Annotated in this window: 12 protein-coding genes; 5 read left to right on the forward strand and 7 right to left on the reverse strand. The window is 74.3% G+C overall.

Going from position 1 to position 12,169, the window contains the following annotated elements; translation table 11 throughout:
* Positions 1 to 263 precede the first annotated feature (263 nt).
* Together IF61_RS0101415 and IF61_RS0101420 are read left to right on the forward strand one after the other, a co-directional pair.
* The gene (locus tag IF61_RS0101415) at positions 264 to 1,310 is read left to right on the forward strand and encodes a tetratricopeptide repeat protein (RefSeq protein WP_030364298.1); all 1,047 of its coding nucleotides are present in this window, start codon (positions 264 to 266) and stop codon (positions 1,308 to 1,310) included.
* Between the two features lie 79 nt (positions 1,311 to 1,389).
* Positions 1,390 to 2,442: a polyprenyl synthetase family protein gene (locus IF61_RS0101420; protein WP_030364299.1), complete on the forward strand. Its 1,053-nt coding sequence runs from the start codon at positions 1,390 to 1,392 to the stop codon at positions 2,440 to 2,442.
* Between the two features lie 16 nt (positions 2,443 to 2,458).
* Here the strand turns inward: IF61_RS0101420 and IF61_RS0101425 are convergent, their stop codons facing one another.
* From IF61_RS0101425 to IF61_RS0101440, 4 genes are all read right to left on the reverse strand, one after another.
* Positions 2,459 to 4,054, reverse strand: coding sequence for an alpha/beta hydrolase (locus IF61_RS0101425; RefSeq protein WP_078659894.1), 1,596 nt, complete (start codon positions 4,052 to 4,054; stop codon positions 2,459 to 2,461).
* Between the two features lie 147 nt (positions 4,055 to 4,201).
* Positions 4,202 to 5,371 (reverse strand): alpha/beta hydrolase family protein, encoded by a 1,170-nt coding sequence (locus IF61_RS0101430; RefSeq protein ID WP_030364301.1) that lies wholly within the window; start codon positions 5,369 to 5,371, stop codon positions 4,202 to 4,204.
* A 56-nt stretch (positions 5,372 to 5,427) separates the two neighbouring features.
* Positions 5,428 to 6,789, reverse strand: coding sequence for an MFS transporter (locus IF61_RS0101435; RefSeq protein ID WP_030364302.1), 1,362 nt, complete (start codon positions 6,787 to 6,789; stop codon positions 5,428 to 5,430).
* Positions 6,786 to 7,433, reverse strand: coding sequence for an ArsR/SmtB family transcription factor (locus tag IF61_RS0101440; RefSeq protein WP_078659895.1), 648 nt, complete (start codon positions 7,431 to 7,433; stop codon positions 6,786 to 6,788). The genes IF61_RS0101435 and IF61_RS0101440 overlap by 4 nt, the downstream gene beginning before the upstream one ends.
* Positions 7,434 to 7,474: 41 nt before the next feature.
* Between IF61_RS0101440 and IF61_RS0101445 the strand changes: the two genes are divergently transcribed.
* Positions 7,475 to 7,678, forward strand: a complete 204-nt coding sequence (locus tag IF61_RS0101445; RefSeq protein ID WP_157848535.1) for a hypothetical protein — start codon at positions 7,475 to 7,477, stop codon at positions 7,676 to 7,678.
* A 12-nt stretch (positions 7,679 to 7,690) separates the two neighbouring features.
* On the opposite strand, the gene IF61_RS0101450 is transcribed toward IF61_RS0101445, so the two are convergent.
* The 3 genes from IF61_RS0101450 to IF61_RS0101460 form a co-directional block, all read right to left on the reverse strand.
* A complete protein-coding gene (locus IF61_RS0101450) occupies positions 7,691 to 8,851 on the reverse strand; it encodes an alpha/beta hydrolase (RefSeq protein WP_030364305.1) in 1,161 nt (386 codons plus the stop codon).
* A gap of 157 nt (positions 8,852 to 9,008) precedes the next feature.
* Positions 9,009 to 9,557 carry a hypothetical protein gene (locus IF61_RS0101455; RefSeq protein WP_030364306.1) on the reverse strand — a complete coding sequence of 183 codons (549 nt, stop codon included), beginning with the start codon at positions 9,555 to 9,557 and terminating at the stop codon, positions 9,009 to 9,011.
* Between the two features lie 118 nt (positions 9,558 to 9,675).
* Positions 9,676 to 9,927, reverse strand: a complete 252-nt coding sequence (locus tag IF61_RS0101460) for a hypothetical protein (RefSeq protein WP_052392306.1) — start codon at positions 9,925 to 9,927, stop codon at positions 9,676 to 9,678.
* 181 nt (positions 9,928 to 10,108) lie between these two features.
* On the opposite strand from IF61_RS0101460, the gene IF61_RS0101465 reads away from it, so the two are divergent.
* Positions 10,109 to 11,332 (forward strand): sensor histidine kinase, encoded by a 1,224-nt coding sequence (locus IF61_RS0101465; protein WP_030364308.1) that lies wholly within the window; start codon positions 10,109 to 10,111, stop codon positions 11,330 to 11,332.
* Positions 11,329 to 12,087 carry a response regulator gene (locus IF61_RS0101470; RefSeq protein WP_078659917.1) on the forward strand — a complete coding sequence of 253 codons (759 nt, stop codon included), beginning with the start codon at positions 11,329 to 11,331 and terminating at the stop codon, positions 12,085 to 12,087. Before IF61_RS0101465 ends, IF61_RS0101470 begins: the two co-directional genes overlap by 4 nt.
* The last annotated feature ends 82 nt before the right edge of the window (positions 12,088 to 12,169 follow it).

The raw sequence follows: 12,169 nt of genomic DNA on the forward strand, positions 1-12,169 counted from the left end.
TCCCCCTGGCGCCGAACGCCTGTACCAGGGGATTTCCCAGCAGGACACTTTACAAATCCTTCCCCCGGCCCCCGGTCCCCGTACATCTCGCGTATGACCCGCGCCCTGCGCGCCGGACCTCAGATGTACGGAACACCGCCTCACGGTCTGATTACCCGCGGTGGTCCGGGGCCGTAGTTTCTTGATCATCGGCAGGGGGCGCGGGCTGCCACGGCATGGCGCCCTCCCTGAGCGATCCCGAAATCCCGACTTTGAGGCGGACCATGTACGGCAAGGCATTTGCTCCCGAGTACCGGGGCTCCCTGGAGGACCTCTCGGTGAACGCTTCCCTCGAAGAAGTGCTCGCCAAGGCCGTCGAGCAGCAGCGGCGTGCCGAGCTGGCGGGCTCCGCCCTGGACGCGGCGCACGCCGGGCTGGCCGTCGCCGAGGCGAGCCGTCGGCTCGGCCGGGTGGCCGAGGCCGAACGCGCGTGGAAGGCGAGCTACCGGTCCGCGCGGGAGGCCGGCGACCAGGGGGCGATGGCGTGGGCCGTGTGGAGCGGCGGCACGCTCGCCCGGCAGCGCGGCGAACTGGCCCTGGCCCGCCGGTGGCTCGGCATCGCCGCCGCCCTCGCCGAGCGGGGCGGTGACATCGTCGCCCGGGGCTACTCCCTCGCGGGCCTCGCCGAGACCGGCCGCATCCAGGGTGACTACGAGGCCGTCGGCGCGCTGCACGAGCAGTTGCTGGCGGAGGCCCGGCGCCGCGGCGAGGCCCGGCACACGGTGTGGGCGCTGGAAGGCATCGCGCAGATGCACCGCAACTCCGGTTCGTACGACACCGCGCTCGCGATGTTCGAGGAGGCCGCGGAGATAGCGGGCGGGGCCGACGACTCCCGCGGGCACGCGTGGGCGCTGCGCGGGATCGCCGACGTGCTGTCCCTGCGGGGGGAGACTGAACGGGCGCTTGCGCTGCTGTCGGAGGCGGAGGGGACGTGCCGGCGGATGAAGCTGGTGAGCGCGCTCGCCTACAACCACAAGATGCGGGGCAACGTGCTCTTCCGCGCGGGCCGTTACGCCGAGGCCGAGAAGTGCTACCGGGGCGCGCTGGCGGAGTTCGAGGAGATGGCGGAGCCGCGCGGCGCGGCGCTGGCCCGGCTGGGGCTGGTCAAGTCCCGGGCCCGGCTGGGGCACGACCGCGCCGCGACGGCCGCGGAGCTGGACGACCTGCACCGCACGCTCGGCCGGATCGGGCTGCTGCACGCCCGGGAGATGGTCGAGGCGGCACGGGCCGAGCTGGGGATGTCGCCGGCCGGCGCCCGGCCGGCCGCCTGACCGTACGACTTCCGCCCCGTACGCCCTCCGCCCGCGCGGCGCTCCCCACGCCGGGCCCACCACAGGAAAGAGAAGCCCCATGCCCACGCAGACCAGCCTCCCCGCCCCCGCGCCCCCGGCGACGGCCCGTGCAAGGGAGTTGGTGGAGCCGGCGCTCAGAGCCGCCGTGGCGACGCTGCATCCGCTGCCGGGCCGGATGGCGGCGTTCTCGTTCGGCTGGTGCGAGGCCGACGGCACTCCGGGCGCGTCCCCCGGCGGCAAGGGTGTCCGCCAGGCGTTCGCCCTGCTCGGCGCGGAGGCGGTGGGGGCACCGGTGGAGACTGCGGTGCAGGCGGCGGTCGCCGTCGAGCTGGTGCACACGTTCTCGCTCGTGCACGACGACATCATGGACGGGGACGAGCGGCGGCGGCACCGTGACGCGGCGTGGAAGGCGTTCGGCACCGGCCCGGCGGTCCTGACGGGCGACGCCCTGTTCGCGCTCGCCGTGCAGACGGTGGCGGGGTCCGAGGGCGGGCACGCGGGCCGGGCAGTGGCGCACCTCGCGGACTGCCTGGGCGAGCTGGTGCGCGGGCAGGCCGACGACCTGCTGTTCGAGGACCGGCCGTGGGCCGGGCCGGACGCCGTGGGCATACCGGAGTACGAGGCGATGGCCGGCCGCAAGACCGGCGCCCTGCTCGGCTGCGCGCTGTCGCTGGGCCCGGTCCTCGCGGGTGCCCCCGCGCTGCAGACGGGTGCGCTCGCGGAGGCGGGCCGGCGGCTCGGTGTGGCGTTCCAGGCCGTGGACGACCTGCTGGGGATCTGGGGCGACCCGCTCACGACGGGAAAGCCGGTGCACAGCGACCTGCTGCGGCGGAAGAAGACCCTGCCGGTGCTCGCCGCCGTCGCCCGGGGCGGCGGTGCGACCGGACGGGAACTGACCCGGCTGCTGGGCTCGGAGACCGCACCGGACGCCGCTGCCGCGCAGCGTGCGGCGGCCCTGGTGGAGGCCGCGGGCGGCCGGGACTTCGCCTTGGAGGAAGCGCGCCGCCATGCCGATGCCGCGCAGGCCTGCCTGCGCGGCGCGGGGCTCGCCGAGAGCGCGACCGGTGAGCTCGTCGCGCTCTCCGCACATCTCCTGGAGCGGCAGCTGTAGGGCGCTCCGGGCTGCGCTACTTGGCCGGTGCGGCCTCACAGGTGACGTCCCGTGCGGGCAGCTCCCCCGACAGGAGGTACTTGTCGACGATGCCGTCGGCGCAGGCGTTGCCGTCGCCGTAGACACCGTGGTCGCCGCCGGGGACCGTGACCAGGCGCGAGCCGCGCAGGGCCCGGTGGGCGCGCTGCGCGCCCTCGTAGTACGTGGCCGGGTCGTGCAGGGAGTTGAGCATCAGGACGGGCGGCACGCCCTTGCCGGTGATCTTCACGCGCGGGCCGGGGGCCGTGGGCCACGCCGCGCACGTGGCGGAGAACGCGAGCTCCCGGGCACCGGCCAGGGGGTACTTCGCGATGTCCTCGGCGCTGCGCCGGACCCAGTGCTCCGGGTCACGGCTCCAGGCCGTGTCGGCGCAGGTCACGGCGAGGAACTCGGCGAAAAAGTTCGGGGAGAGGTACGAGCCGAAGACCCTGTCGGCCATCTGGCGCTCCGCGGCCGTGGCGGAGTCCCAGTGCTCCAGCGCGGCCAGGGCCGTCGCCAGGCCGGGGAAGCCCTGCTGCGAGTTGTAGACGGCCTGGATCGTGCCGCTGTCGAAGCGGTTGGGGTCGACGGTCTTCCCCTTGGTCTTCCCTCCGTCGAGGCCGAGCGGCCGGTCATGCAGGGCGCCGCGGCGGCGCTCCCAGGTGGCCTTGGCCTCGGCGGCGGTCTTCCCGTAGTGGTAGGTGGCGTCGTTCTTCGCGAGCCAGGGCAGGAAGTCCTGCTCGAAGCGGCGCTGGAAGCTCTTCGGCTGGCCGGTCTCGAACTCCTCCCACGTGCCGTCGAAGGCGATGTTGCTGTCCAGGACGGCGCGTTCGACGCGCTGCGGGAAGACGGAGGCGTAGTAGGCGCCGACCATGGTGGCGTAGGAGGCTCCGTAGTAGGAGATCTTCCGCTCGCCGAGCAGGGAGCGCAGGAGGTCCATGTCGCGCACGGTCTGCTCGGTGGTGATGTACGGGAGGAGGTCGCCGTGCTTCGCGCCGCAGGCTTCGGCGAGCTTGCGGGAGTTGTCGAGGACCCGCTGGACGGCCTCGGGTGAGCGGTCGCGGAAGTCCCCCGCGAAGAAGGCGTCGAGCTCTTCCTGGGTCTGGCACTGCAGCGGTGTGCTCGCGCCGACGCCGCGCTGGTCGAAGCTGACGATGTCGTGGACGGCGCCTATGGAGGGGGCCGCCTTCGCGAGCCCCGCGGGCCGCTTGAGGCCGGAGCCGCCCGGGCCGCCGGCGGCCATCATCAGCACGCCGCGCCGGTGGGCGGGATCGCCCGCCTTCACGCGCGACACGGCGATCGTGAGGTCCTTGCCCGCGTCCGGGTCGTGCCAGTCGCGCGGGACGGTCATCTGCGCGCACTCCAGGCCGGGCGCGACCTCGGGGCAAGGCTTCCAGTCCAGCTTCTGGGAGGCGTACCGCTCAGGCACGGTCACCGCGCCGGCCGTGTGCGACGCTGCGGCCGTGTACGACGGACCGGCCGCCCCGGGCGCTGCGGCCGCGGTCCCCGCCGAGAGGGCGGTTGCTGCGATCACCACGGCCACTGCTGCCGACACGGCGGAGACGGCCCGCCGCGACTTCCTGGACTCGAACATCGAACCTCCTGGGCTTTTCTTGACGGTTCGATGTTCCCGGGCGGCGGTGCCGTGGACGATCCCTCTGGTATCCGTTCCCGGGGTGGCACTGGTACCACCCCGGGACCCGCTGCTCCCTCTACAGGAAGATGGCTTACCTCGGGTGAGTCACTTCTGCAGGAAGGTGACTTCCGGATAGGCCGGGGACGGCCGGTCGAGGAGCGGGCTCGGGGTCCCGCGCAGGTGCCGGTCGAGGAACGCGCCCACGTAGGCGCGGGTCAGGGCGGCCGAGCGGGGGCCGTGCAGGGTGCCGTATCCCCTCTTGACGTCAGCCGGCGGCGTCCCGTCGGGCAGGCCGAACCGGTCGGCGAGCCAGGGCGCGTCGGTGAAGGTCATGTGCCCGCCCTCGGGGACGTCGAGCCAGCGCTTCCAGCCCGTCAGCTGCTTCCAGGTCTGCTCCCAGTTCGCCTTGGGCTCGGCGAGCTCACCGCGCTGGGCCCCCATCAGCAGCACCGGCTTGTTCACCCCGCCGGCGAGTTCGCCGAAGAAGTTGCCGTCGAGGTTGACGGCGGCGTCCACGCGCGGGTCGTCGTGGAGGGCCTGCACCGCGCTCGCACCCCCGATGGAATGCCCGGCCACGGCAATCCGGCGGGCGTCGACGGCGAGCGGGCTGCGGGGGCCGGTCAACTGGTCGAGCAGGAACCGGATGTCCTTGGACCGGTTCGGCACGACTGCGGGGAGGAGGTCGTACTTCTGGCAGATCTCGCAGGCCTCGATGCGCCCGCCGGGAAACTCCACCGGGGCCTCGTAGGTGTGGTCGACCGCGGCCACGGCGTAGCCGCGGGACGCCAGGTCCTCACCGAGCCCGGTGAGCGACGCACGGCTCATCCCGAAGCCCGGCGAGAGGACGACCAGCGGCCGGGGCTTGCCGGCCGGCCGGGCGCCGGCGGTGGCGTTGGTGCGCATACCGGCCAGGTCTTCCTTGCCGAGCCACGCCTTGGACAACTGCTTCGACATGTAGGGGGCGTTCCGGTCCCCCTGGTGCCGCGCCGGGTACCAGAGCGTGACCATGAGCTCCCGCTTGCCGGCGGCGGGCTTCCAGGGGTCCGGCCGCGAGGTGTCGACGAGGTGCAGGGTCTTCGTGCCGACGGGCTCCTTGCCGGTGGGTGCCGGGAGCCGGTCCGGGGTCTCGGTGCCGGCCCGCCCGGGCGCCGCCGGGGCCACGGCCGGGACCGTCGCCGCGGCGGCGACGGCCGGGAGCTGGGGTACGGCGAAGGCCGTGAGGAGCGCGGCGGCCACGAAGGACCGCCGCGTTATCTTCCGCGATTTCCACATCATGATCATCAGGCTATGCGGCCGGGGTGTGCCGGGCATCGGCCGCAGGTCGGACGTGATCACTGCAGGGCGGCGGCGTCCTCGGGCCGCTCCGTACGCGAGCTCCTCGCAGCGCGGCCGCGGCCGCGGTCCATCTCGCGCCATTCCGGGCGCAGGCCGGCCAGGTTGGTGGTGAGGAAGTACAGCGCGCCGCCCGCCAGGAGGACGGGCGCGAGCCCGGCGGAGGTGACGGCGAGTCCGGCGAGCAGGCCGCCCAGGGGGATGCCCGCCCAGGCCAGGGAGTCGCCGAGCGCCCGCACCCGGCCCAGGAGGCCGCGCGGCACCCGCTCGAAGGAGACGGCTCCGAGGATGGGGTTGAGGAAACCGCCGCCGAAGCCGCTGACGGCGAAGACGACGAGCACCGCCCACAGCGGCGCGTCGCAGGCCAGGACCACGAACCTCGGCGCGCCCGCGAGCAGGAATCCGGCGAAGAACACGGGCCGGCGGCGCATCCGGTGGGCGAGCGCGGCGGCGACGAGACTGCCGCAGACCGCGGCGATGCCCGCGGCACTGCTCGTGAGCCCGATGACGGCCGGGCCGTCCCCGGACCGCTCGGCCCACACGGGGACGAGGACGGCTGCGAAGCCCGCGTCGAGGAGGTTGGTGATGCCGACCATGACGATGACGGTGAGCAGCAGGGGCTCGCCGCGCAGGAACGTGAAGCCCTCGCCGAAGCGGCGCCAGTAGCCTGCCGGTTCGCCCGCCGGGGCGCCCGCAGTGTCACCGTCCGTACCGCCCGGTGGCTCGTTTCCGGGCGGTACGGCGCGGCCCATGCCGCGGGGCAGGACGAGCGCGATGACGAGCGAACCCAGGGCGAAGGAGACGGCGTTGACGACGATGCCGGCCATGGGGCCGAGCAGGGCCACGAGCGCGCCGCCGGCCGCCGGGCCGACGGTGGAGGCGAGGCGCTCGGTGACGCCGGAGAGGCCGGTCGCCCGCTCCAGCGGGACCCTGCTGCGCTCGGCCGCCTCCGGAACCATGATCTCCTTGGCCAGGTCGCCGGGCCCGCGCACGGCGCCGATCACCGCGACGAGGGTGAGCAGGAGCCAGAAGGGCAGCAGGCCGAAGGCGTGGAGCGCGGGGATCAGCGCGGCGGCGACGGCGCTGAGGGAGTCGGCCGACCACGAGATGACGCGCGGTCCGACCCTGTCCACCAGCGGGCCGGTGAACATCTTCACCAGCACGTACGGAGTCATCTCGCAGAAGGCGACGAGCCCGGTCTGCGCGGCGCTGCCGGTGGTGACGAGCACGAACCACGGCAGGGCGATCGCCGAGACGCGAGTGCCGGTCAGGGAGACTGCGGTCGCGGCGAGGACGCCGGCGAGGGGGCGGATGCTGCGCCCGGATATCGGGCCGGGCGGCGACGGAACGGACCCGGTCATGCGCCGCTCCACGACGCGCCCTGTGCGCTCTCGGCGTCGTCCTGTACGTCCTCGGAGTCATCCTGCGCGTCTTCGGAGTCGTCCACCGCGGCCGGATCCGGCAGGAGCTGCAGGATCAGGGAGACGCGCTCGGTGTCCGCGGGGGCGTCGGCACCGGGTGCGTGCTGCCGGTACCGCTCGACGACGGCCCGGAGTTCGCCGCCGAGCTCCACGGCCTCCTGCGGGGTGAGCCGGAGCATCCAGTCGCTCATGTCGAACGCTTCGCGCCAGGGGCGCGGCAGGCCGGGGTACGCGGCGGTGGCCAGCTGGGCGCGGAGGGTGTGGCCGGCTGCCACGCCCTGCAGGAAGCCGAGCATGGCCTCGGGCTCCTGCTCGGCGAGGTCGTCGCCCTCGATCCGGGTGACCTGGTGGACGGCGCGCCACCAGCGCTCGCGGGCGTTGCCCCGGCCGGTGTCCTCCACGACGAAGCCCGCGTCGGCGAGCTGCCGCAGGTGGTAGCTGGTCGCGCCCGAGGCGACGCCGAGCCGCTCGGCGAGCCGGGTGGCGGTCGAGGGTCCGTAGACCCGCAGCAGCCCGACGAGCTGCACCCGCACGGGATGGGCCAGGGCGCGCAGTCCCTTGGCATCGAGGATCGCATCGGTCATGGCCTCAGACTAGACCGCCAAGGTTTCTTTGCAAAGAAACCTTGGCAATCGCCGTGAGTGCGCCCCGCAGGGCGGAGTTGACCGGGATCACGCCGAGCGGCTCGAAGGCGGTGTACGAGGAGAGGTTGACGAAGGCCCCGCGCCGGGCGTGCTCCATGTCCTTGCGCCGCGAGGACCTCGACGCCCGCTTCCCCGGGCTGCTCGACGCGGTGCTGCGCGCCACTCCCCCGCTGCGGGAGCCGTAGGCCCCGGCGCGGTCAGCGGACCGAGGCGTACGCGCCGAGGGCGATGTCCGCGAAGTTGTGCAGGGAGTCCGTGCCGGGCGCGAAGTACCCGGTGTGGCCGTGGGCGCCGCCGGTGGGGACTACGCGCGCGCCGAACTCAGGGGAGGTCGGGTCGGTGCCGTGGCCGAGGCCGAAGAGGTCGACGTTGGGCACATTGCCGATCCAGTCCGAGGAGTTGCGCGCGGCCGCCCACACGCGGGCGCCGGTGTGCAGTTCCTTCACGGAACCGGCCCGCATGCCGGGGCTGCCGAGCGCGACGAGGTCGGCGGCCTCGCTGCGGTCGACGGAGGGCGCGGCCAGCCCGCAGACGACCGAGCCGTAGCTGTGGCAGAACACGGCCGGCGGCGGCGCCGCGGGCGAGGCCGCGGCGGCGGCCAGCCCGGCGAGCAGGCGCTCCAGCCGGACCGCCCCGGCCTGCGCGAGCCGGCCGGTGGCGGCGTCGACGCCGAGGCCGACGGGCGTGGTGTAGCCGGCCCAGGCGATGACGGCCGTCGGGGTGCCGGGCGCCCGGCGCTCCATCTCGGACCGCAGCGCTACGGCCATCCCGGCGGGGGTGCCGTACCGGTCGTGCGTGCGGTCGAAGCCGGCGAGGTCGATGTCCGATCCCGGCACGACGACGGCGGTGTGCCGGGCCGTCGCCAGGTCGCCGAACACCTCGGCGACCTGGCCGCGCCCCCGCGGGTCGAAGGCCAGGATCCGCCGGCCCGGCGCGAGCAGCCGCTCGCAGTGGTCGGCCCGCTTCCGGGCCTCTTCGCGCACGGCGCGCGGCAGGCCGGAGTTCCCGGCCCGGGCCAGCGCCTTCTCCCGCTCGGCGGCTATCGCCCAGGCGTTGGCCTCGTACCTCAGGGTGACGGGCGCGCCGTCGAGGTTGCCGACGGTCAGGGCGTGACGGGCCGCCAGATCCTTGCGCTGGTCCTCCGTGAGGCCGGCGAAGAACGCGGCGACCGTGCGCGGGGCCGCCGTCGCGGGGTCCGGCAGCGTGCGGTGCAGGGAGTGGTCCGCGCGCCACTCCGCCGCACCCGCGGGCGGACCGGTGACGGCCGTCTGCTCGCTGCCGGCGGCCCAGCCCGCCGTACCCGCGACGACCGTGGTGGCCAGCGCGGCGGCGACCAGCGTGCGCTTGAAGCGGCCCATGAACGTCTCTCCCTCGCCCTGTGTGGTGACAGGGGGAAAGCTAGGAAGAGCACGCCGGGGACGACGTCACCCCTGGGAGCCAACCCTGGGGTGATACCTCAGTAGGGGGCTGCCGACAGTGGGACCCGCCGGCAGCGGCGGCTGCACGGCCGATCCGCTACAACCAGCTGACCCGCGCGCTGGTGACCGGCCCGGAACCGTCACCGCCCGCCGGCCGGCCGAGCTCACCGGCCCAGACCCGCTCCAGGAGCCGGCGGACGGTGTCCGCGATCTCGGGCACGGCCGCGCGGAGACCGGCCGCATCCGCCTCGGTGAGCTCACCCGGAGAGATGCCGGTCTCCTTCAGCAGACCGGGGACGTCGGAGAGCTTGCCGGCCAGCCAGACCAGCGGATCGGCGGACAGCTCCTCTACGAAGACCCGCGGGCCGGGGATCCAGCCGTTGAAGTCCGGGTGGTGGTGCGTGCGGTCGAAGGTGGCCGGGGCGGCGTCCGCATCCTGCAGCAGGTCGACCCGCCACAGCGGGCGGGCGATCGTGATGGGCCGCGCGGCGTAGACGGACCCGGCCGGCTCGCCGCGCTCGAAGAGCCGGAGCTCCAGGCGCACCCCTCGCTCGGGGGTCGCCTGCCCGGGCAGCGGATCCGGGTCGACGAAATAGAGGTCGCTCACCACGACGCCGAGCCGCTCGAAGCCGAATGCGTACAACACGTCAACCCCCTGGGGCCGCTTGCGGGACATACGCGCCTGTAACGACGAGCCTACGGAAACCCGCTCCCCTGCCGCATCAACCCGAACCGGCCACGCAACCGCCGGAGGGCCGCCCCCCTCAGGTGCGCGTCCGGCCGCCGGACTCGGTCCCTGACCGGTCGCCGGACCAGGCGCCGGCCTTGTCGGAGGCTATGAGCATGCTCACGCCGAGGACCGCGAGCACGATGCTCGCGTACACCTCGTAGCCGTCGAGGAAGCCGAGGTGGCGCACCACCACCCCGTACCGGAACCAGCCGGTGACGGCGTGGACGATGCCGGCCAGGCCCTGCAGCGCGAGGATGAAGCCGAGGATTTCGAGCGTCTTCTTCATGCCTGCCATGCTCGGGCCGCCGGCCGGCCCCGGTCATCGCCCGGAAGGCTCCGGCACCACCGGCCGAAGTAGCCTTTGCCGCACCCCCGGGACCATCCAAAGTCTCGTCTCCTGCGACTTTGGTACACGACCGCCGTCCGGCGCCCCCGCCCCCTCCGCCGGCTCAGTAAATTGGCTGTTCATGAACGGGACAGCAGGGGCGATGAAGGAGGAGCGGCCGCGCACGGCGCGCAGCTTGCGCGACTGGGCCGTCGACATCCTCTGCCTCGCGCTCGCGGCCGTGATCGGAATACTGGCCGCCGAGGCCCTGCGCAAGGACCCGGACGTCTCGCCCGCGCTCCTCGCCGCCGACCAGATCGTGGGCGCCGTCGCCTGCGTCGCCCTGTGGACGCGCCGCCGGTGGCCGGTGCCCCTCGCCGTGACCCTCATCGTGGTCAGCACGTTCGTGCCCCCGGCCTCCGGGGCCATGCTGGTCGCCGTGTTCACCGTGGCGGTGCACCGGCCGTTCCGGACCGTGGCCGCCGTGGGAGGGCTCGCCCTGATCAGCGAGCCGGTGCAGGCGGCCGTGCGCCCCGACCCCGACCTGCCGTTCCTCGTGGCGACGGCCACGGGCGTGCTGCTGGTCCTCACGGTCATCGGCTGGGGCATGTTCGTCCGGTCCCGGCGCCAGCTGGTCCTGTCACTGCGCGAGCGCGCCCTGCGCGCCGAGGCGGAGGCCCGGCTCCGGGCGGAGCAGGCGCAGCGCCTGGCCAGGGAGCGCATCGCCCGCGAGATGCACGACGTCCTCGCGCACCGGCTGTCGCTGCTGTGCGTGCACGCGGGCGCGCTGGAGTTCCGGCCGGACGCACCTCCCTCGGAGGTCGCCAGGGCCGCCGGGGTGATCCGCGACAGCGCCCACCAGGCCCTGGAGGAGCTGCGCGAGGTGATCGGCGTGCTCCGCGCCCCCGGAGCGGACGGCGGTGGCGACCGTCCGCAGCCCACTCTGGCGGCGCTGGAGGAGCTGGTGGAGGAGTCCCGGCAGGCGGGCATGGCAGTGGCGCTCGACCAGCGGGTGGCCGACGCCGCCGCGGTGCCGGAGGCCACCGGCCGCACGGTCTACCGGATCGTGCAGGAGACGCTGACCAATGCCCGTAAGCATGCCGAAGGAGCCGAGGTGAGCGTCCGGGTGGAGGGCTCCCCGAAGACGGGCCTGACGGTCGAGGTCACCAACCCGCCGGGCGGCGAGCAGGGCGAGACGGGCGCGAAGGGCGGGTCCACGGGACGGAGCGGCGCATCCGTGCCCGGATCCGGGCAGGGTCTCATCGGGCTGGCCGAGCGCGCCGCCCTCGCCGGCGGCCGCTGCGCGCACGGTCCCACCCCTGACGGCGGCTTCCGCGTCCACGGCTGGCTACCGTGGCGGCCATGAACGCCCCGCAGCGCCCGCACAGCCCCGGGCTCCCCCAGGATCCGGCGGCCCCGAGCGGCCCCGGCTCGCCCCGGACCCCGCCGATCCGGGTCCTGCTCGTCGACGACGATCCGCTCGTGCGGGCCGGGCTGTCGTTCATGCTGGGCGGCCTGCCCGACCTCCGGATCGTCGGCGAAGGAGCCGACGGCACGGAAGTCGCCGCGCTCGTCGACCGGCACGCGCCCGACGTCATCCTGATGGACATCCGCATGCCGGCCATGGACGGCCTGGCCGCGACCGAGGAGCTGCGCAGCCGCGAGCGGGCCCCGGAGGTCATCGTCCTGACCACGTTCCACGCCGATGAGCAGGTACTGCGGGCCCTGCGCGCCGGGGCGGCGGGCTTCGTCCTCAAGGACACCCCGCCGGCCGAGATCGTCGCGGCGGTGCGCCGGGTCGCGGCGGGCGAGCCGGTCCTCTCCCCCGCCGTGACGCAGCAGCTGATCGCCCGGGTCACGGGACACGAGCAGCAGCAGGAGCAGGACACCCGCGGCGACCGGGCACGCGCGCAGCTGGCCCTGCTCAACGACCGGGAGCGGGCTGTCGCGGTCGCAGTGGGCCGCGGGCAGTCCAACGCGGAGATCGCCCGCGCGCTCTACCTGAGCGTGGCCACGGTCAAGACGCACGTCTCGCGCATCCTCACCAAGCTCGGCCTCAACAACCGGGTGCAGATCGCCCTGCTCGTCCACGACGCGGGCGGCCTCGACGCGGAAGCCTGAGGCTCCACCGCCCACGGCCCCTGAGGTCCTGCCGCCGGAACCTCCTCGGGCCCCGGCTCCGTCCTCCCTCCGGGAACCGTCT

The sequence above is a fragment of the Streptomyces roseoverticillatus genome (genome assembly GCF_000719265.1).
Lineage (GTDB): Bacteria > Actinomycetota > Actinomycetes > Streptomycetales > Streptomycetaceae > Streptomyces > Streptomyces roseoverticillatus.